Source organism: Stappia stellulata (genome assembly GCF_020176715.1).
Classification (GTDB): domain Bacteria; phylum Pseudomonadota; class Alphaproteobacteria; order Rhizobiales; family Stappiaceae; genus Stappia.
Window position 1 is genome coordinate 1 of record NZ_JAIVMF010000026.1, and the last position, 19,999, is coordinate 19,999.

Consider the following 19,999-nt stretch of genomic DNA (forward strand, 5'->3'; position numbering starts at 1 on the left):
GCCGCGCTCCGCCCGGCCGGATCCGCGGTTTCGGCGGCGGCGCGCGCCCGCTCCAGGCTCGCCAGCGCGCCGGCCAGCACCGCCGTCAGCCGGCCGAGGGTTGCGGCCATCTCGCCGGCGGTCTCGTGGCGCAGCGCCTCGCCGATCGGGTCGAAGGCGGCGGAGCCCTTTGACGGCGCGCGAAGGGTCATTGCCGCCTCCATCGGGTTTTGTCCTGCGCACTCATCGGGCGTTTTCCGTAAGGGCATGGCAGACGCCGCCGGCAAGCGGCGCGGGCACGCCGGTGGTCAGCGGAAAGGAGATCGGCAGGCCGCGCAGGGAGCGCGCGGCGAGAAAGGCGAAACACTCCGCCTCGATGGCATCGCCGCGCCAGCCGACCGTCTCTGCCGACACCGCCTCCACGCCGGCGCGGTGGCCGAGCGCCTCCAGCATGCGCGGATTGCGCCGGCCGCCGCCGCAGACCACCAGCCGCGTCGGGCGGCTTGGCAGGAGGTCGAGGCCGCGCCCGACGGCGGCGGCGGAAAAGGCGGTGAGCGTTGCCGCGCCGTCGGCGGCGGAAAGCCCCTTGGCCATTGCGCTGGTGAAGGAGTTGCGGTCGAGCGACTTCGGATAGGGCGCGACGAGATAGGGATGCTCGAGCAACTGCGCCAGCCGCGTCTCGTCGACCGTGCCGCTTGCCGCGATCCGGCCGTCGCGGTCCATGTCGCCAAGGCCGTGGTCGACGATCCAGTCGTTCAGCGGCGCATTGGCCGGACCGGTGTCGAAGGCATGCGGGCGGCCGTCGGCATCGACAAAGGTGATGTTGGCGACACCGCCGAGATTGAGCACGGCGGTCGACGGATCCGCGCCGATCTGCTTGAGAAGGGCCGCGTGATAGATCGCCGACAGTGGCGCGCCCTGGCCGCCGGCGGCCATGTCGGCGCTGCGGAAATCATTGACCACGGCGATGCCGAGCCGGTCGGCCATGGCGCGGCCGTCGCCGAGCTGGCGGGTGCGTCCGGGCAATCCCGGTGCGGGCGCGCGGTGAAGCACCGTCTGGCCGTGAAAGCCGACGGCGGCGACATCGGCGGGCGTCAGCCCGAAATCGTCCAGGAAGGCGGCGACGGCCTCGCTCTGTGCCTGCGTCACCCGCTCCTCCGCCTCGCGGAAGATCTCCGGCTCCGGCCCCTCGAACCCCCAGTCGGCGGCAACGCGCAGCGTTTCCTGCAAGAGCGGCTTGAGGTCGGCCGGATAGGGCGCAAGCCGCCAGGGGCCGAACTCGGCAATGGTCTCGCCGTCGCTGCGCAGGGCGGCGATGTCGATATTGCCGTCGAGAACGGTTCCGGTCATCAGACCGATCGACCAGGGCGACGTCATGCGAAAATGTTCCTTGTGTGCAATCGGGCGGTTGCCCGCCGAAGGGAGGTGTGGGGTGAGTTTGCGGCAATTCGCGGGTTGCGATCAATGCGCGGAGACGCGCAGGCGGCCGATCCCGGCTAGCAGCGGTGTGAATAGGTGAAGACGAGCGTGTCGGTGGTGACCCGGTCGCTCGGATGGCACTGGCGGTTGATGTTGCGCCGGCCCGTCAGCGTCACCTGCAACTGGTCCGCCCGCACCGGGCCTGCGACCGCATAGATCTGCGGCTGGCCCGGACAGGCACGGGAGAACACCCGCGCCGTGCCTTCGTACCAGTTGCCGCGCTTGACGCCCTCGAACAGCAGCGTGCCGGTGGTCACCCCGGCGTCACGCAACACCGGACGCGGCGCTTCATAGAGGAACCAGCGGCGGTTGCCGTCGGCCTTCAGCCGCATCAAGGAGCCGTTGTGGGTCCAGCAGCTGTCGGCGCTTGCCGGGGTCGCGGTGAGGGCTGCGCCCGGCAGCAGCGCCGCGCAGACGGTCAGGATCTTCAGGAAAGTGTCGGTTCGCATGGTGCCCCCAGTCGTCGGTCCGCGTTTGCTGCGTGTTTCGTTGCATCCTGCGTACCCCGGAGCGCGTGTCCCGACTGTGACGGCCGTCACGCATCGGCCGGTCGTGCGTCAGTTCGCCGGCGCGTCCGGCGGCAGGGTCTCGAAGCAGGCCGCATAGCGCTCGTTCAGCGTGGCATTGAGGGCCGGGTCCTGCGGCGCGTCAAGCAGGCGCTCCCAGGCGCCGTCGCCGCGCATGGTCTCCAGCGTGCAGCTGCAGATGCGTTCGCATGTCGGGCCGTCGCGGGCGATGGAGCAGGATGCGGTGCATTGCTCCAGGAAGGCGCGGTCGGTGCCGTCGGGCACGAGACCGAGCGTGACCAGCGCCCAGACCGAGCCGAAGAGAATGGGCTGGTGCAGCAGATAGACGAGCATCGAATGCCGGCCGGCAAGGGCCATGACGCGCGTGAACCGCCCGCCGGCGCGAATGCGGGCGAGCAAGGCCCAGGGCGCTTTGCCGCGCAGCAGCCTGACGGCGGCGATGCCGGCGAGGATCGCGGCAAGCCAGGGAAAGAGCGGCACATAGTCGACCGACAGCGGCGGGTCCTGCGTGAGGCCGGTCCACATCGCCCATTCATCGCCGGGAAAGGAGACCGCCACGAAGCGTGGCAGGACGAAGACCGCAAGGGCTGCGGCAAGCGTTGCCCAGGCCGGCGCGAGCACGAAGGGGAGGGCAACGAGCGAGCCGACGGCAATCGAATGCAGAATGCCGAAGCGGACGAATTCGTCGCCAAGCGCGAAGAACGTGCCGAGGCTGATGGCGCTTGCTGCCAGTGCGATCCGGCCGATTCGCATGGAGGCCGCCCGCCAACGGATGCCGTCTTGATGCGCCAGCGCCAGGCTGACGCCGACGAGGAACAGGAAGCTCGCCGCGATGGAGATGGCAAAGCCCCGCCAGCCCGGGTCCTTGGCGACCTGCCAGTCGACCAGCGAGAACCAGCTCAGGTCCCAGGCGAGATGGTAGACGGCCATCGCCAGCAGCGCGAGGCCGCGGGCGATGTCGAAGACATCCAGTCTCCCGGTGTGCCCGGCGGTTGCGGATTGATGCTGCATCGTGCTTCCTTGCCCCTCGGCTGTCGGGCCTCTGCCGTCAGGCGCCGCGCATCCGGATCCGCGCGCGCAGGCGCGACCATCCGATGATCGGCACGACCTGCACCGCGACGATCGAGAGGAAGATCAGCATGCAGCCGACAAGGCCTGCAAACGTCAGCCTTTCGCCAAGCAGCAGCGCGCCGAACAGCGCACCGAAGAGCGCTTCCGACGACAGCAGGATGGCGGCGTCGCCTGCGCGTGTCCAGCGCTGTCCGATCGTCTGCAGCGTATAGGCGAGGCCGCCGGAAAAGATGCTTGTGTAGAGGATTTCCGGGCCGGCGGCGGCGATGGCCTGAAGCGAGACGGGTTCCAGAATGAGGCCCGGAACGATCGCGACGATGCCGACGACCGCGAATTGCCACGCGGACAGGGTCAGGGGCCGGCCGCTGGAGGCGGCCATGCCGCCCAGCAGGCAGACATGCAGCGCCCAGAAGACAGCGCAGACGATCATCAGGAGGTCGCCGGCGTTGAGCCGGTCGATCCCGCCGCCGCCAAGCAGCCAGATGCCCGCGAGCGTGACGAGAGCGGCCGGCCAGACGACCGCATGCGGACGCTCCTTGAAGGCCAGCAACCCCAGGATCGGCGTCAGCACCACATAGATGGCGGTCAGGAAGCCGGCATTGGTGACGGTGGTCACCGTCATGCCGGTCTGTTGCAGGGCGATGGCCAGAAAGAACACCAGCCCGAGCCCGGTGAAGCGCAGCATTTGCCCGTGCGTCAGCGGGGCGAGGCTTCGGTTGGCATGCTCGCGGATCGCGAAAGGCGCGACGACGATGGCGGCGATCAGAAAGCGCAGGCCGGTGAAGGTCAGCGGGCCCAAGTCGCGCATGGCCGTCGACTGGGCAACGAAGGCTGATCCCCAGATCAGGGCGGCGAGCAACAACAGGAGATTGGCGACGGGACGGCTCATGCACTTGCGCTACCCTAACGCGCATGCGCAGGCAAGCATTCCCGTGCCGGTCGGTCCGGGTCAGCCGTTGGGAAATGCGAAACAGATGACGAGCGTGAGCGTCAGCGCCGCGCTCGTGATGGTCAGGGCAAGGGGCCAGGGCGACGCCTTGCGAGCCAGAAGCGTATCCGTTCGGGTGCGGTCCGAAAACCTCATGAAGTGTCTCCGCCAGTGTCCGTCGGAACCCAATGATAGGCGGTATGGTTAACAAACTGTAAAGAGGGTCCCGGGCGGACCGCGCCGCTTATCCGCAGGAAACGCGGGAGGAAGGGCGCACTCGCGCCCGCTGCGCCGGCGATCACAATTCCAGCGCGTCGAGGCCGGCTTCGAGGTGGTCCGCGAAAAGCGGCATTCCGCTCAGATACTTGGCGGTCGATCCGACGGCTCGGTCGCGCGCCTCCTCCACGGCCTGCTCGAAATCGGAGGCGTCGAAATCGCCCCGCCCGATCCAGACGATCGCCACGACTTCGGCCGCCTCGTCGACGTTGAGATCCTCGATCAGCTCGATCAGTTCCTCGCTCGAAAGGTCTTCTGATTCTTCCTCGGCCAGGCCGTCGTGCGCATGGCTGTCCTGCAGCGTATCGGTGTCGAACTCGATCTCGCGGTCGCGACCGTCCTCGAAACCGTCTTCGATCGTGGCTGCGGCCGCCCGGCCTTTTTGCACGAGCATCCGCAGCGTTGCCGGAGAGAGGGACAGATCGACCGCCATGGTCCGATACTCCAATTCGTGTGCGGGACCGCAGCCCCGCCTTGCCTGTTGTGGTTCGTCCGCCGCGCCGGCGGGTGAATGCACCATGCCGCGCGGGCACCGCTTCAACCTTGATCCAGCGCAAGGCCATCGACCCTGCCAGATCCGACTTTGCCGGATCCGACTCTTCCAGAATCGGGCCTGCAAAACCGGACGTTTGCGACTGCGCTCAACCTACGCTCCGGACAGGCCAAATGCCAGAGGCGGTGTGTCGCGCGCGAGCGAACCGGCGCCTGCGGCGATTGCCGGCCGGCAGCGGGCCGGCCTGGCGGAACGGTCTCGAAACGGGAATTCGGAAACCGAACCCGAAAGGACGCGGACCGCTTCGCAATCGAGCGGTCCGCGTCCGGAAACGGCGGCGGTGAGGAGGAGGGGTGGCGTCAGAACCGGCCGGGATCGGCCATCTGCGCCTTGGTCGCGGCGTCTGGGCCAAGCGCCTTGATGCCGTCGGTCAGCGGTCCGCCGAAGAGTGTCAGCGAGCCGGCGAACAGCAGGCCGAGGGCGACGGCCGCGGCCAGATGGAGTGCTGCCGTGTCGCGCGTCTCGTCGCCCTGGGACGTCCAGTGCGGTGTTGTGGAAAAGCCGGTGCGTCGGATCAGGCGCATCACATGTCCCTCCGGTTCAGGTCGTGGCGGGCGGCGCCGGCCCTCAGGCTGCGGGTCAGGCGCCGGGCGAAGACCGAGAGCAGCAGGAGCATTGACCCGAAGGACAGTGCCAGAAGGCCGATCGCCCAGTCATCTGCGGGGGTGGCGCCGGCGGCGCGGGCGCTGGAGGCGATCAGCAGGGCGGGCACGGCACCGGCAAGCACGATGGCCGCCGCGTGGACGATGCGGGAGCGCAGGCCCCTGGATTTGCGGCCTGTCTGGTGACCTGTCTGGCGGTCTGGCTGGCGAGAGGTACGCATCATGAAACTCCGAAACATCCCGTTGGGTCGATGGTGGGATCCTGACCCGTGAAAGGGGCTTGGCCGGGCCGTCAATCGGGCGCTTCCTGTGTCATTTCGCGGCGTAACCGTGGCGGCGTTCACACTTATGAACGCGGGCGTCCGGTTTTGCGCCGGTCTCCTTTACGGAATCGCAGGAGCTTTTTGCCAAGGTGCGCGAACGGCAACCGGCTGGCCGCCCCTGTGCGGGCCGCCGGGGCGTTGCGACAAGCGGAAGACAGAACATGAGCGCAGTGGAAAAGGTCGAACGGCACGCCTCCAGCGGAAAGGCGGAAGCGGGAGCCAGGGCGTCGGGCGGCGCCGACGGCAATGCGGCCCTGTCGCTCGCCGGCCTCGGGTTTTTCATGGTCGATGTCCAGACCAAGAAGCTGGTGTGGATGGAATCGCCCTCGCTCGACTTCGAGCATATCGCCGGTCTCAACGAGGCCAATCTGTCGAGCGCCTTGCGCAACCTGGCGCAAAACGACCAGAAGCAGATCCTCAGCCTGATCCAGCATGCGGTGAAATACGGGACCGCGGGCCCGGTCGAGCTTGGCGGCGACGACCTGGGCAACGGGCTGTCGCTGATCGCCACGCGCTATCAGGCGGAAGGCGGACGCACCTTCGTCATCGCGGTCTCCGGCACGGATGCCGAGGACGAGGCGACCGGCACGGCGGTGCGCGGCGTCGCCCCGCTGATCCGCCACCTGGTGGAGGGCAGCGAGAAGGCGGTGCTCGTCGTCGACAGTTTCGGCTACCTGCGCTACGCCAACCAGGCGCTCTACGACCTCTTCCACATCGCCGATCCGTCGCTGTGCATCGGTCGCAACATTGCCCATATTCCCAACCGGGTCGGCAAGACGCTGACCTCCGTGGTGCTGACGACGCTGGCGCGCCGCGCGCCGGTTGACGGCAACAAGCGGTTCTTCCTGGCGTCGGGCGATTCCATGACGCTGACCTATGACCTGATCCCCTTCCGGGTGTCGTCGGGCCTTGGCGGCGTGGTGTTCTCCGCCGAGAAGGTGAACGATTGCGCCGTCGACTTTCAGCAGATCTTCAATCTGGTGCATGCGCCGCTGCTGGTCGTCGATCTCAAGACGCGCATGCTGATTTCCGCCAACAAGGCGGCACGCAAGACCTTCGCCATCACCGAGCAGATGATGGAATCGGCCCCGATCACCGAGACCATGCTGCATCCGCGCACCTTCGTTTCGCTGATCGAGCATGCCCGCAAGAGCAGCTCGACGCCGCTTCAGGCGACCGTCAGCGGTTTCGACGGCGTATCGCGCAGCAAGCGGCTCAGGGCGAGCGTGGTCGACAGCGGCCAGGGCCAGGGCCAATATCTGGTGATCGAAAGCAAGCACTGAGGGTGCACGGGCGGCGCGGGCACTTCTTTCGGGCGTTGACCGGAGACCCGACTTCGGCTACCTCCCGGAAAGGCCTGCCGACGCCTGCCGCCCGCTGACCTTTCGTCCCGGTGAAGTTCTGCACATCTGTCCTTGAACGATCCTCCAAGCGTATCGCGCGGATGGGAATGCGGGTGCCTGTCCAGTTCTTGCGTGATGTCTGCAAGAGGAAACCGGGACAGTGCCGAAGACCGCCTCCAACATGTTTCTCGAGGGCCCGCTGGGGTCCATCTACGTCAGGACCCGCTTCCCATCATCTTCGTGATGGGAATGAACGGCTTGCTGGCCGACCGCCGAAGCGCTGCTTTTCGGTCTCACGCTGGTGGTGCTGGCCGCCAACGCGCGACATCCCTCGCGCCGCCTCGGCCTGTATCGCACGGATCCGGAGGGCAGACGATGAGCGCCGCTTTGTCGACGAGATCGGAGGCCAAGGCCGCCGCCCGGCGGTTGCGCGCCAGGCTTGGCGAACGCGGCATCCGGATCGGCCATGCCGAGGCGCTTGAGCGCGTGGCGCGGGCGCACGGCTTTCGCGACTGGAACGCCTTTCACGCAGCCATCGACGACCGTCCGCCGGCGACCTGGGCACGGGGTGGGCGCGTATCGGGGACCTATCTGGCGCAGCCCTTCACCGCGCGCGTCGTCGATGCGGAGGCCTTGCGTCCCGGCTGGGTGCGGATGGTACTCGATCTGGACGCCCCCGTGGACGTCGTTTCCTTCGACGGGTTTTCCAATCTTCGCCGCCGGATCAGGGGGCTGGTCGGTCCCGGCGGATACTCCCGCGAGCGCACGTCGGCGGGAATCGCGCATCTGCGGATCGAGATCGGAGCGCCGGACTAGGGTGTGATGGCGGGTGTTGCGGCCTTGCGCGCGATACCGCGCGGAAGTAGTCTCGCGGCCTGCACTTCATGCCCATTTACCGGGAGATCCCAATGGCCTTCATCGCCGACGCGCTCGCACGCGTCAAACCCTCCGCCACCATCGCCGTGACCAACAAGGCGCGGGAACTCAAGGCTGCCGGCCGCGACGTGATCGGCCTCGGCGCCGGAGAGCCCGACTTCGACACGCCGGACAACATCAAGGCGGCCGCGATCAAGGCGATCGAGGACGGCAAGACCAAATACACCGCCGTCGACGGCATTCCCGAGCTGAAGGCGGCGATCGTCGAGAAGTTCAAGCGCGAGAACGGCCTGACCTACGAGACCAGCCAGATCACCGTCGGCACCGGCGGCAAGCAGGTGCTCTACAACGCGCTGATCGCGACGATCAATCCGGGCGACGAGGTGATCATTCCCACGCCCTATTGGGTCAGCTATCCGGACATGGTGCTGCTCGCCGGCGGCGAGCCGGTGATCGTGGAGGCCGACAAGACGACCTTCAAGATCACGCCCGAGGCGCTGGAAGCCGCGATCACGCCGAAGACCAAGTGGGTGATCTTCAACTCGCCGTCGAACCCCTCGGGCGCGGGCTATTCGCGCGCGGACCTGAAGGCGATCACCGACGTTTTGATGCGTCACCCGCATGTGTGGGTGATGACCGACGACATGTACGAGCATCTCGTCTACGACGACTTTGAGTTCACCACGCCCGCGCAGGTCGAGCCGGGCCTCTATGACCGTACGCTCACGGTCAACGGCGTGTCCAAGGCCTATGCCATGACCGGCTGGCGCATCGGCTATGCCGGCGGTCCGGCCGAGCTGATCAAGGCGATGGCCAAGATCCAGTCGCAGTCGACCTCCAACCCCTGCTCCATCGCGCAGTGGGCGGCCGTCGAGGCGCTGTCGGGTCCGCAGGGCTTCATCCCGGCCAACAACGAGGTCTTCAAGGGCCGCCGCGATCTCGTCGTGTCGATGCTCAACCAGGCGAAGGGCATCGACTGCCCGGTGCCGGAAGGCGCCTTCTACGTCTTCCCGTCCTGCGCCGGCACCATCGGCAAGACCGCGCCGTCGGGCAAGGTGATCGAGACCGACGAGGACTTCGTCACCGAGCTGCTGGAAACCGAGGGCGTCGCCGTCGTCCATGGGTCTGCCTTTGGCCTTGGCCCCAACTTCCGCATCTCCTACGCGACCTCCACGGAAGCGCTGGAACAGGCCTGCGAGCGCATCCAGCGCTTCTGCGCGAACCTGAAGTAAGGCGCGCGCGGTCCGGACTGCGCGACCGCGTTGAGGTCTTGAAAGCCGGCGGGGCGACCCGCCGGCTTTTTGCTGTGCAGACAAGGTCGGAGCTGCTCCAGGCGTCATACCGGGCAAGCGTCAGCGCGACCCGGTATCGGAGAGCCGAAGCCTGTATTTCCTGAGGCTGAGAGACGCCGACAGGCAGTGCCTCTCCGATCCCGGCTCTCATTGCATTCGGCCGGGAGGACGCTCCTTCGGAGACTGTCATCACGCTCGGCCGGCGGGGCGACCCGCCGGCTTTTTGCGTTTCGGCCCGGCTCTCGCGCGCCGACCCGTGCTGCGCTGCGGCAACGGATTTCCTTGCGTCTGGCCCGGTTTCGGCGCGACGATAATGGCCCGTCGGCTGTCGGCGGGCTTTACTCGTCACCTGCAGTTTGCAGGTGGTTGCGCCGGCGTGCGGTCCGACCCGGTCATCGCCGTGCCCCGGTCCTGGGCTCGTCTGCCGGATCGGTCGCCTCTCGCGGCCCCTGCCGGTACTCCAACATGGCCGGGAGAGGGAGTGGTCCCATGAACGGCAACAGGGTAACGGCCGGCGGCGCCCGGCCACGATGCATCGCAATTCTCGGTCCTTCGGGCAGCGGCAAGACCACGCTGCTGGAGGCCCTTCTCGCCCGCTCCGGCGCGATTTCCCGGCAGGGCAGCGTTTCGGCCGGCAACAGCGTCGGCGACGGCGCGCCGGAAGCGCGCGCCCATGCCATGAGCGTCGAGGTCAATGCGGCCGAGACCGTCTTCATGGACGATCCCTTCACCTTCCTCGACTGTCCCGGAGCCGTCGATTTTCTCGGCGAAACGGCCGGCGTGCTCGCCGGCGTCGATCTCGCCGTCGTCGTCGTCGAGGCGGACGAGAAGAAGGTGCCCGCCCTGCAGCTCATCCTGAAGCAGCTGGAGGAGCGCGGCATTCCCCGGCTTGTCTTCGTCAACAAGATCGACCGCACCGCAAGCCGGATCCGCGAGGTTCTGGCGATGCTGCAGCCGGCCTCCGCCGTGCCGCTGCTGTTGCGCCAGGTGCCGATCTGGAAGGACGGCATTGCCACCGGCTACATCGATCTGGCGCTGGAGCGGGCCCATGTCTACCGCGAGCACGCGCCGAGCGAGATCATCGACATTCCCGACGAGGCGATGGCGCGCGAGGTCGAGGCGCGGTTTTCCATGCTGGAAACGCTGGCCGATCACGACGACGCGCTGATGGAGGCGCTGCTGGAGGATCTGGCGCCGGACCCGGAGCGGATCTTCACCGATCTCGCGCGCGAGACCCGCGAGGGGCTGGTCTGCCCGGTGTTCTTTGGCTCCGCCGACCACGGCAATGGCATCGGCCGGTTGTTCAAGGCGCTGCGGCACGAGACGCCGGGGGTGGAGGAGACCCTTGCGCGGCTCGGGCTTGAGGACGGGGCGGCGGTGACCGTGGTGCAGGTGCTCAAGACCTTGCATACGCCCCATGCCGGCAAGCTGTCGCTGGTCCGCGTGCTCAGCGGCCGTGTCGCCGATGCCGACACGCTGACGCGCAGCGACGGCAGCGTTGCCAGGGTGTCCGGCCTCTTCCGGCTGATGGGACAGCAGGCGACAAAGCGCGAGGCCGCCGGTCCCGGCGATACCGTGGGGCTCGGCAAACTGGAGGGGGTCGCGACCGGCGAGACGCTGGGCAGCGCGCCGGTCGATGCGGCCCTGCTGCCGGCCGTGGAGGCAATCCCGGTGCTCGGCCTCGCCGTCTCCCCGGCCGAACGCCGCGACGAGGTGAAGCTCAACGCCGCCCTTGCAAAGCTTGCCGAGGAGGATCCCTCGCTGAGCGTGGTCCACGCGCCCGAGACCGGCGAAACGCTGCTTCAGGGGCAGGGGGAAATGCACTTGCGAGTGGCTGTCGAACGGCTTGCCGGCAAATACGGTCTCGCGGTCGAGACGGCGCCGCCCGGCGTGCCCTACCGCGAGACGATACGCGGCTCGGCCTCGGTGCGTGCGCGCCACAAGAAGCAGTCCGGCGGGCACGGGCAGTTCGGCGACGTGGCGCTCGATATCCATCCGCTGCAACGCGGCGAGGGCTTCAGTTTCACCGACACGATCACCGGCGGCGTCATTCCCAAGCAATATATTCCGGCGGTGCGTGCGGGGGTGGAGGAGGCGATCCGCCACGGGGCGCTGGGCTTTCCGGTGGTGGATCTCGGCGTCACCCTGACCGACGGATCGTTCCACAGCGTCGATTCCTCCGACCAGGCGTTTCGCATGGCCGCGATCCAGGCGATGCGCGAGGGCCTGCCCAAGTGCAGGCCGGTGCTGCTCGAACCTGTCGACCTGGTGACGATCCGTTGTCCGAGCGAGGCGACGCCCAGGATCAACGGTATCGTCTCCGCCCGGCGCGGCCAGTTGCTCGGCTTCGATGCCCGTCCGGGCTGGCCCGGCTGGGACGAGGTGCGCGCGATGATGCCCACGGCTGAAACCGCCGACCTCATCGTCGAGCTGCGCTCGGCGACGCAAGGGGTTGCGAGCTTCACCCGCAGTTTCGACCATCTGGCGGAGCTGAACGGCAAGGCCGCCGACGAGGTCTGCGCCCGCCGCGCCGCAAAGGCTGCGTGACTGGAAACCGGAGGCCGCGCGCCTACCTTCTCCTTCGGGGCACGGCTCGACAGGAGGAGTTTCATGCGGTTTCCGGTTTCAGCTTTCGTTCTTGCAGGCGTCGTCGCGCTGGCGAGCCTGCCGCAGGCGCTCGCGCAACAGGTGCACGAGGCGGCCTCCGCCAGGTTCACCGTGACGAAAATGGTCGACGATCTCGACTACCCCTGGGGGTTCGACTTCCTGCCCGACGGTTCGCTGCTGGTGAACGAGGTCGACGGGCGGATGGTCTGGATCTCCGCCGGCCTCGACCGGCGCATCGAGGTCGCCGGCGTGCCCGAAGTGCGCGCCTCGGGGCAGGGCGGGCTGCTCGACGTGGTCGTCGCCCCTGATTTCGCAGAGACCGGCGAGATCTTCCTGACCTATTCCGAGCCGGGGTCGGGTGGCGCCGGCACGACGGCTGCGCGTGCGCGGCTTGAGCGCGAGGGCAATGCCGTGCGTCTCGCCGATGTCACGGTGATCGCGCGCATGGAGAAGAAGACGCGCGGCGGCCGGCATTTCGGCTCGCGCGTCGTTCCCGCGCCCGACGGCACGGTGTTTGTGACCACCGGAGACCGGGGCGAGGCGGAGCGCGCGCAGGACCCCTTCGATCACGCAGGTGCGGTGCTGCGCGTGACACGCGACGGCGGCATTCCGGCGGACAACCCTTTCGCCGACGGCGCGAAGGCGCTTCCCGAGATGTGGTCCACCGGCCATCGCAACATCCAGGGCGCGGCCATTGAGCCCGATACGGGGCTGCTGTGGACCGTGGAACACGGCGCGCGCGGCGGCGACGAGATCAACCGCCCCGAAGCCGGCAAGAACCACGGTTGGCCGATGATCTCCTACGGCCGGCACTATTCGGGCGCGAAGATCGGCGTCGGCACGTCGGCCGAGGGCTTCGAGCAGCCGGTGCATTATTGGGATCCCTCGATCGCGCCCTCGGGCATGGCGTTTTATTCCGGAGATGCGGTCCCCGCGTGGACGGGCGATCTCTTCGTCGGTGCGCTCAAGGACCAGTTGATCGCCCGGCTTGAGGTCGAGGGCGGCAAGGTGACCGGAGAGGAACGGCTGCTCGTCGGCGACTATGGCCGCATTCGCACGCTGCGAAACGGCCCTGACGGAACGCTCTGGTTTTCCACCGACGAGGCCGACGGCGCGCTCTACCGGATCTCCGCCGCGCCGTGACCGGGCGTTTCATCACCTGCGGCTCACCGGCGATCAAGCGGGCTTGATTTGTCCGCGAGCCGGGACAGGTATATGCGACAGGGCAAGAGCGTCAGCACCTTGAAAGGACAGGCAGCCATGCCGATCATCCGAAAACGCGGCTGGGATCTTCCCGAATCCTCGGTCACCCCGGAGCATGTGTTCCTCAACCGCCGCCAGATCCTGGCCGGTCTCGGGTTCGCCGCCGCCAGCGGCGTTGCCGGCGGCTCGCTGTTTTCGCGCTCCGCCCTTGCCGCCGAGGATCCGAGTGCTGCGCTCTATCCGGTGGCGCGCAACGACGCCTACCAGGTTGAGCGGGCGATCACGCCGGAGAAGATCTCCTCCACCTACAACAACTTCTATGAGTTCGGATCGCACAAGCAGATCGCAAGTGCTGCCCAGGCGCTTCGGATCCGGCCCTGGGAGGTGAAGATCGACGGGCTTTGCGACAATCCGCAAACGATCGGCATCGACGATCTCCTGTCCAAGGTGCAGCTGGAGGAGCGGGTCTACCGTCACCGCTGCGTCGAGGCCTGGGCGATGACCGTGCCCTGGTCGGGCTTTCCGCTTGCCGATCTCGTCAAGCTCGCCGGCCCGCAGGCGGACGCGAAATACCTGCGCATGGAGACCTTCTTCGATCCGGAGGTGGCCAGCGGCCAGCGCGCCTCCTGGAACCCCTGGCCCTATGTCGAGGGACTCACCATCGAGGAAGCCACCAACGAGCTCGCCTTCATGGCGACGGGGATCTACGGCAAGCCGCTCGCCAAGCAGTTCGGTGCACCGCTCCGCCTCGCCGTGCCGTGGAAATACGGCTTCAAGTCGATCAAGTCGATCGTGCGCTTCACCTTCACCGCCGAGCGGCCGGTGAGTTTTTGGGAGAAGATCCAGGCGGCGGAATACGGCTTCTGGGCGAATGTGAACCCGGAGGTGCCGCATCCGCGCTGGAGCCAGGCGACGGAACGCCTGCTCGCCACCGACGAGCGGGTCCCCACCCGCCTCTTCAACGGCTACGGCGAACAGGTCGCCCATCTCTACAAGGACCTGGAGGGCGAGGCGCTCTTCATGTGAGGGAGGGAGAGGACGTCCTGGCATCAAACGGTCCCGGCACCTCGGCGCGCCGAAGCGCCGCACCGAGGTGCCGGGCTCCGGTCGTTGCCCGTTCCCTGTAGAGCGGCCAGCTCTGGGTCAATCCCTCGATGACCTGCATCAATTCGATTTTTCGGCCGGATAGCCCCGTCGCCCCGGCCGCGCGTTCCGCGACCTCCGACTTGTGCCGCTCAAGCAGCGCTTTCAGTTCGTTGTTGTCCGGGTTGGCCGCCACGGCTGCATGAAACAGGCAGCCGTGAGAGGTCTCGCGCTCCATCCACAGGCCGATACGCTCGAACAGGGCGTCAAGCGCGGCCTCATGACCCATCGGCAGATCCGAAAAGACATGGTCGAGATAGCGCCGATGACGATGCTCGAGCGCAATACGGACCATCCTGTCGCGTGAGGGGGCGTATTTGTAGAGCGTACGCAAGCTCACCCCCGCCGCGTCGCGCAGATCTTCCACGCTTGGCACCGCAAAGCCCCGGCGCGCAAAGGCGCTCTCCAGTCCCGCCGCTATCCTCGTCATCGTATCCGTCATGCTTGACGATGTAGAGCGATTGTTCTACTTGTGCAAGTAGAGTGATCATTCTACCTGACGAAAGGCGACAAGGATGACGATACCGGGGATGATGAAGGGCATGGTCCTGACCGGCCATGGCGGGCTCGACAGGCTGGAGTGGCGCGAGGATCTGCCGGTTCCCGTCCCAGCGGCCGGGGAGGTGCTGATCCGGGTTGGCGCGGCCGCGATCAACAACACCGACGTCAACACCCGTACGGGTTGGTATTCGAAGGCCATTCGCGGCGACACCGCGTCGGGCGCGGCAAAGGGCTACGGCGATCTGGTCGAAAAGGATGGAGGCTGGTCCGGTGCGGCGCTGTCCTTTCCCCGCATCCAGGGCGCTGATTGCTGCGGCGAGATCGTCGCGCACGGCACCGACGTGCCTGCCGCCAGGGTTGGGGAAAGGGTGCTCGTTCGCGCCGTCCAGCCTGCAGCTGGAGCCGGCGCGGGTGTTGGCGCGTCGACGTTCGGATCCGAACGCGATGGCGCTTTCGCCGAGTATACGTGCGTTGCGTCCGAGAATGCGGTCGCTATTCAGTCAGGTCTTTCGGACGTGGAACTGGCGTCATTTCCCTGCGCTTTTTCAACAGCGGAGGGGATGATTCAGCGGGCTTCGCTCGGGGCGGAGCGCGTGCTGGTGACGGGGGCATCGGGCGGTGTCGGTTCCGCTGCGGTTCAGTTGGCCCGGCGTCGCGGTGCCCATGTTACTGCCGTGAGCAGCCCGCAGAAGGTGGATGCGCTGCGCGAACTCGGTGCCGACGAGGTGCTGGCACGCGATGCAGAGCCGCCCGCGCAGGCGTTCGACGTGGTTCTTGATCTTGTCGGCGGCGCGTGGTGGCCGGCGTTGGTCGAGGCCTTGCATCCGGGTGGGCGCTATGTGACGGCCGGCGCAATCGCGGGACCCATCGTGGAACTGGACCTGCGTACGCTCTATCTGCGCGACCTTGCCTTCTTCGGCTGCACCCACCAGCCGGCCAGCGTCTTTGCCGATCTCGTCCGCTATATCGAGGCGGGAGAAATCCGCCCGGTGGTTGCCAGGACCTATCCGCTGCAGGACTTGCGCGCCGCCCAGGAAGCGTTCCTGTCGAAGGTCCATGTCGGAAAGATCTGTCTTGTGGTCCGGGAGTGAGGCACGCTAAGGGCGGGAAAGACTTCTGGTCGGCTGCTGTCCCCTGGAATCCGGCCAAAAAAAATGCCGGGTCCGAAGACCCGGCAGTTATTTGATTTTGCCACTATCGTGGCGCAATCACCTTCCAGAGGGGAACAGCTGGTCGCATCACACGTCGCTGGGAGGAGGTAGCGACGAAGCAGACCAACAGCCTGTTGCTTATATGCAGTGCACAACGTGCTTATTCAAGAAGCAGTGTTGCATTGCTGATATGCATTTTGCGCGTATCTGGATCGGAGCCTTGCGCCTGTGTTTTGCGGGGTCGACCCAGACGTCTGAATTTTCAGCGTAATGCCCGAATTTTTATCATAATTTCCGGGATGAAATCTTCCGCAGCGGAATGCGGTCGCGCGGGCACGCACAGCCGCTTGCTGGCATCGCCGCCGGGCGATGCGGCGATGCAGCGAAACCACGTCGTTGCGCAGCTTTGGAGCTCAGAACGTCCAGCGTTCCGCCTTGGCGAGCAGGAAGTCGCGGAAGGCAGTGATGCGCGCCGTGTTCTTCAGCTCGGACGGATAGACGAAATAGGTGTCGAAGCTCGGCACGTCCGCCTCGGGCAAAAGCTGCACCAGGCCCGAGCCTTCCTCGTTGATGTAGTCGGGCAGGATGGCGATGCCGATGCCGCGTTCCACCGCGCGCCTTATGGCGACGACGTTGTTTATGCGCAGCACGCAGCGCCGCTGCTGGCCCGGCGGCAGGCCGGCCGTTTCCAGCCAGTTCATGTCGCGCAGATAGGCCGGCGCGTGCTCGCCGAAGGTGATGATCCGGTGACCGTCGAGCTCGTCGATGGATTTCGGCGAGCCGAAGCGCTGGATGTAGGAGGGCGCTGCGAACAGGTGGAAGTGCACCGTGAACAGCTTGCGCTGGATCAGGTCCGGCTGGGTCGGCTGGCGTAGCCTTATGGCGACATCGGCCTCGCGCATTCCGAGATCGAGCTCGTCGTCGTCGAAAATGAGCCTGAGTTCCATCTCCGGGTAGAGGTCGATGAACTCGTTCAGCCGCTGGGTCAGCCAGGTCGAGCCGAGGCCGACCGTGGTGGTGATCCTGAGAACGCCGCTCGGCTTCTCGCGGCTGTCGGTCAGGCGCGACTGCGCCGCCTCCAGCTTCATGAAGACCTCGCGGGCGGTGCGATAGAGCACCTCGCCCTGTTCGGTCAGCAGCAGCCCGCGGGCGTGGCGATGGAACAGCGGAACCTTGAGGTCATGTTCCAGCGCGCTGACCTGACGGCTGACGGCCGACTGGCTCATGTTGAGCGTCTCGCCCGCGTGGGTGAAACTCCCGGCCTGTGCCGCAGCATGGAAGATACGGAGTTTGTCCCAGTCCAACGGCACAGCGACAGCCTTTTTTTCAAGATTTATTGTACGAAAGCGAAGTCTATTCGGCTGCTTCGGCGTCTGCAACGTCGAGCCCGGCGAGATAGCGCTCCGCTTCCAGCGCCGCCATGCAGCCCATTCCCGCGGCGGTCACCGCCTGGCGGTAGATCTCGTCGGTGACGTCGCCGGCGGCGAAGACGCCCGGGATCGAGGTTTGCGTACTGTCCGGCGCGGTCCAGATATAGCCCGACGGCTTCATCTGGATCTGGTCCTTGAAGAGCTCGACCGCCGGTGCGTGGCCGATGGCGACAAAGAAACCGTCGGCGGCGATCTCGCGGGTCTCGCCCGTCTTCACGTTTTTGATCCGCGCGCCGGTGACCGCCTTCGGCGTGCCGCCGCCAAGCACCTCGTCCACGACGCTGTCCCAGATCACCTCGATCTTGTCGTTCTTCTCGAGACGGTCCTGCAGGATGCGTTCGGCGCGGAATTCGTCGCGCCGGTGCACGACCGTGACCTTGGAGGCGAGGTTGGCGAGATAAAGCGCCTCTTCCACGGCGGTGTTGCCGCCGCCGACCACGATCACCTCCTTGCCGCGGTAGAAGAAGCCGTCGCAGGTGGCGCAGGCCGAGACGCCGGCGCCCATGAAGGCTTCCTCGGACGGGATGCCGAGCCATTTCGCCTGGGCGCCGGTGGCGATCACCAGCGCATCCGTGGTGTAGACCGTGCCGCTGTCACCGGTCAGGCGCACGGGGCGGGCGGAGAGGTCGGCCTCGAGGATCGTGTCGTAGATGATCTGCGTGCCGACGTTTTCCGCCTGCTTGCGCATTTCCTCCATCAGCCAGGGGCCCTGGATCGGATCGGCGAAGCCCGGGTAGTTTTCGACCTCGGTGGTGATCGTCAGCTGGCCGCCCGGCTGGATGCCGGTGACGAGCGCCGGTTCCAGCATGGCACGCGCGGCATAGACGGCGGCCGTGTATCCGGCCGGGCCCGATCCGACGATCAGGAGCTTGTGATGCTGTTCGGTCATGGTCGCACTCTCCTTCACAAGGCGGAGTTCAAGGTGGTTGGGCCTGGCTGGCCGGGCTGCCCGTTACATCCGGCCCTGGTACCGGGTGCCGGCGCGATGCGCCGCAAAGCGCCATCTGATCGCCTGGGCGATCCGCGGGGTTGAATCGATTGGCTCGTAGGTAGTCGTTTTCAACGGCCCAGGGAAGGGGTGGACGGCACCAATGCGCGTCAATGCCTCCAGAAACGCGTTGAACTTCCTGTGTCCGCCGGAGGGGTGGAACACATGGATGGGCCGGCCGGTCGCCAGCGCCTCGCCGATCATGTTGGCGGAATCTGCGGTGGCGACGATGGCATCGGCATTGGCCAGATATTGAAGCAGCGGGTTTTCGCCCGTGCCGTCCCACACCAGGTGGTCGGTCGACCCGGCGTAAGCGGCAAGGGCTGCAAGGAGCGCTTCCGGCGTGCGCCGCGACGGCGTGATCATCAAATGCGCGCCGGCGCCGGCGATGCGCGCCAGCCCCTCGGCGAAACGGGCGACGTCGAGGTCGAGGAAGCGGTGGGTTCGGCTGTCGCCGCCGACAAGCACGGCGACGCGCGGATGCTCAAGCGCGGCGATGTCGGGCAGCGGATCGGCGCGCGCGGCCGCGATGCGCTCCTGGGTGAAGCGATGCGGGCCGCTTGCCGTCACCAGCACGTTGTCGCCGCGCAACTTGTCGTGTTCGGCGACCCAGATCAGGTCGGCTGCCCGGGTGCCGATGCGCGGGTCCTTGAGGAACACGGTGAAGGTGCGGCCGCCGCTGTCGCGCTTGATCCGCGCCAGATAGGCGACCGCCCGGCGGCCGGAGGCAATCGCGATGTCGGGGAAGGGCGGCGCGATGGGGGAGCCGGGCTTTTCGGGCGCGTCGCGCGGGTCGATGCCGCCCCAGGGCATCAGCCAGCTCCAGGGCGCGCGCGGGGCGACGCGGCGGATCTCGAACGGCCTGCCCAACGCATCGGCCACACCGATGCACTGGGTTTCGTCGCCGGCCTTGCCGTCGCTGACGATCCAGATGCTCGCGTCGTCCACAGCCGTTTCGCTTTCGTGATATTTCTTGTTCATGCCGCTCGTTGTTACACTATTGCAGACTTACGCAAAAAATCATAAGCCGCTAAGAAAGAAGACGGGGTTCGCGCGCTCCCCCGGCGCGGATCCTGAAAGCCGCTGCGTGATGCATGCGCCGGGCTTGATGCGCGCTCGGCGCGCCGCCCGTCTGTGCCAGTGATTTGCGAAGGAGACCAGTGTGAAAATCCGCCTCGATGCGATTGATTGGCACATTTTGAACGAGCTGCAGGCCGATGGACGCATCACCAATGTGGAGCTTGCGCGCCGCGTCGGAATTTCCGCGCCGCCCTGCCTTCGCCGGGTGCGGGCGCTGGAGGAGGCCGGTCTCATTCGCGGCTACCGCACGCTGCTCGACGAAAAGCAGCTCGGCTACGAGGTCACCGCCTTCGCCATGGTCGGCCTGCACAGCCAGACCGAAGCCGATCTCATCGCCTTTGAAAACACGGTGAACGGCTGGCCGGAAGTGCGCGAGTGCTACATGCTGTCGGGCGAGGTCGACTTCCTGCTGAAATGCGTGGTGCCGGACCTGCAAAGCTTCCAGAACTTCATCATCCGCGACCTCACCGCCGCCCCCAACGTCGACAGCGTCCGCACGGCGCTGACCATCCGCCAGACCAAGAACGACCCCGTGGTGCCGATGAAGGAACTGGGGTGAGGGGCGGCCCTCTCTTTATCACGACATGTTGACACTGACCGGTTTCGGCTGAACCGAAGACCCGCACACGGCCGCATTCCAGGTGCGG

Annotated in this window: 21 protein-coding genes; 8 read left to right on the forward strand and 13 right to left on the reverse strand. The window is 66.8% G+C overall.

The genetic code is table 11. The features are described 5' to 3' along the window. The 9 genes from LC092_RS19565 to LC092_RS19600 all read right to left on the reverse strand — a co-directional run. Positions 1-191: hypothetical protein (locus LC092_RS19565; RefSeq protein WP_224809253.1), on the reverse strand; the 191-nt coding region annotated here is incomplete at its 3' end. A 31-nt stretch (positions 192-222) separates the two neighbouring features. Next, positions 223-1,356: an anhydro-N-acetylmuramic acid kinase gene (locus LC092_RS19570; RefSeq protein WP_224809255.1), complete on the reverse strand. Its 1,134-nt coding sequence runs from the start codon at positions 1,354-1,356 to the stop codon at positions 223-225. Between the two features lie 119 nt (positions 1,357-1,475). Next, complete coding sequence (locus LC092_RS19575; RefSeq protein WP_224809257.1) at positions 1,476-1,907, reverse strand: hypothetical protein; 432 nt, start codon at positions 1,905-1,907, stop codon at positions 1,476-1,478. 108 nt (positions 1,908-2,015) lie between these two features. Then, positions 2,016-2,996 (reverse strand): DUF1624 domain-containing protein, encoded by a 981-nt coding sequence (locus LC092_RS19580; protein WP_224809259.1) that lies wholly within the window; start codon positions 2,994-2,996, stop codon positions 2,016-2,018. A gap of 37 nt (positions 2,997-3,033) precedes the next feature. Then, positions 3,034-3,945 carry a DMT family transporter gene (locus LC092_RS19585; RefSeq protein ID WP_224809261.1) on the reverse strand — a complete coding sequence of 304 codons (912 nt, stop codon included), beginning with the start codon at positions 3,943-3,945 and terminating at the stop codon, positions 3,034-3,036. Between the two features lie 60 nt (positions 3,946-4,005). Then, on the reverse strand, positions 4,006-4,140 hold the full coding sequence (locus LC092_RS21215) for a hypothetical protein (RefSeq protein WP_263627218.1): 135 nt from the start codon (positions 4,138-4,140) through the stop codon (positions 4,006-4,008). A gap of 142 nt (positions 4,141-4,282) precedes the next feature. After that, on the reverse strand, positions 4,283-4,693 hold the full coding sequence (locus LC092_RS19590; protein WP_224809263.1) for a DUF3775 domain-containing protein: 411 nt from the start codon (positions 4,691-4,693) through the stop codon (positions 4,283-4,285). A gap of 419 nt (positions 4,694-5,112) precedes the next feature. Next, complete coding sequence (locus LC092_RS19595; protein ID WP_224809265.1) at positions 5,113-5,337, reverse strand: hypothetical protein; 225 nt, start codon at positions 5,335-5,337, stop codon at positions 5,113-5,115. Then, positions 5,337-5,639 (reverse strand): hypothetical protein, encoded by a 303-nt coding sequence (locus LC092_RS19600; RefSeq protein WP_224809267.1) that lies wholly within the window; start codon positions 5,637-5,639, stop codon positions 5,337-5,339. Before LC092_RS19600 ends, LC092_RS19595 begins: the two co-directional genes overlap by 1 nt. A 260-nt stretch (positions 5,640-5,899) precedes the next feature. On the opposite strand from LC092_RS19600, the gene LC092_RS19605 reads away from it, so the two are divergent. The 6 genes from LC092_RS19605 (at position 5,900) to msrP (ending at position 14,085) form a co-directional block, all read left to right on the forward strand. After that, entirely contained in the window at positions 5,900-7,021 is a 1,122-nt protein-coding gene (locus tag LC092_RS19605) for a PAS domain-containing protein (protein WP_224809269.1), read from the forward strand. A 435-nt stretch (positions 7,022-7,456) separates the two neighbouring features. Further along, positions 7,457-7,897, forward strand: a complete 441-nt coding sequence (locus LC092_RS19610) for a glyoxalase superfamily protein (RefSeq protein WP_224809271.1) — start codon at positions 7,457-7,459, stop codon at positions 7,895-7,897. A gap of 92 nt (positions 7,898-7,989) precedes the next feature. Further along, positions 7,990-9,189, forward strand: coding sequence for a pyridoxal phosphate-dependent aminotransferase (locus tag LC092_RS19615; RefSeq protein WP_224809273.1), 1,200 nt, complete (start codon positions 7,990-7,992; stop codon positions 9,187-9,189). 549 nt (positions 9,190-9,738) lie between these two features. Next, complete coding sequence (locus LC092_RS19620) at positions 9,739-11,796, forward strand: elongation factor G (protein WP_224809275.1); 2,058 nt, start codon at positions 9,739-9,741, stop codon at positions 11,794-11,796. 63 nt (positions 11,797-11,859) lie between these two features. Next, entirely contained in the window at positions 11,860-12,999 is a 1,140-nt protein-coding gene (locus LC092_RS19625; protein ID WP_224809277.1) for a PQQ-dependent sugar dehydrogenase, read from the forward strand. A gap of 117 nt (positions 13,000-13,116) precedes the next feature. Beyond that, positions 13,117-14,085, forward strand: coding sequence for a protein-methionine-sulfoxide reductase catalytic subunit MsrP (gene msrP / locus LC092_RS19630; protein WP_224809279.1), 969 nt, complete (start codon positions 13,117-13,119; stop codon positions 14,083-14,085). On the opposite strand, the gene LC092_RS19635 is transcribed toward msrP, so the two are convergent. After that, positions 14,078-14,632 carry a TetR/AcrR family transcriptional regulator gene (locus tag LC092_RS19635; protein WP_224809281.1) on the reverse strand — a complete coding sequence of 185 codons (555 nt, stop codon included), beginning with the start codon at positions 14,630-14,632 and terminating at the stop codon, positions 14,078-14,080. The genes msrP and LC092_RS19635 overlap by 8 nt on opposite strands. A 103-nt stretch (positions 14,633-14,735) precedes the next feature. Between LC092_RS19635 and LC092_RS19640 the strand changes: the two genes are divergently transcribed. Further along, positions 14,736-15,794 (forward strand): alcohol dehydrogenase family protein, encoded by a 1,059-nt coding sequence (locus LC092_RS19640; protein WP_224809295.1) that lies wholly within the window; start codon positions 14,736-14,738, stop codon positions 15,792-15,794. 473 nt (positions 15,795-16,267) lie between these two features. On the opposite strand, the gene LC092_RS19645 is transcribed toward LC092_RS19640, so the two are convergent. From LC092_RS19645 to LC092_RS19655, 3 genes are all read right to left on the reverse strand, one after another. Then, the gene (locus LC092_RS19645) at positions 16,268-17,164 is read right to left on the reverse strand and encodes a LysR family transcriptional regulator (protein WP_224809283.1); all 897 of its coding nucleotides are present in this window, start codon (positions 17,162-17,164) and stop codon (positions 16,268-16,270) included. A gap of 43 nt (positions 17,165-17,207) precedes the next feature. Beyond that, positions 17,208-18,173 (reverse strand): thioredoxin-disulfide reductase, encoded by a 966-nt coding sequence (trxB, locus tag LC092_RS19650; RefSeq protein WP_224809285.1) that lies wholly within the window; start codon positions 18,171-18,173, stop codon positions 17,208-17,210. 63 nt (positions 18,174-18,236) lie between these two features. Beyond that, positions 18,237-19,253, reverse strand: coding sequence for a mitochondrial fission ELM1 family protein (locus LC092_RS19655; protein WP_224809287.1), 1,017 nt, complete (start codon positions 19,251-19,253; stop codon positions 18,237-18,239). 181 nt (positions 19,254-19,434) lie between these two features. Between LC092_RS19655 and LC092_RS19660 the strand changes: the two genes are divergently transcribed. Next, positions 19,435-19,911, forward strand: a complete 477-nt coding sequence (locus LC092_RS19660; protein ID WP_224809289.1) for an Lrp/AsnC family transcriptional regulator — start codon at positions 19,435-19,437, stop codon at positions 19,909-19,911. Positions 19,912-19,999: the final 88 nt, after the last annotated feature.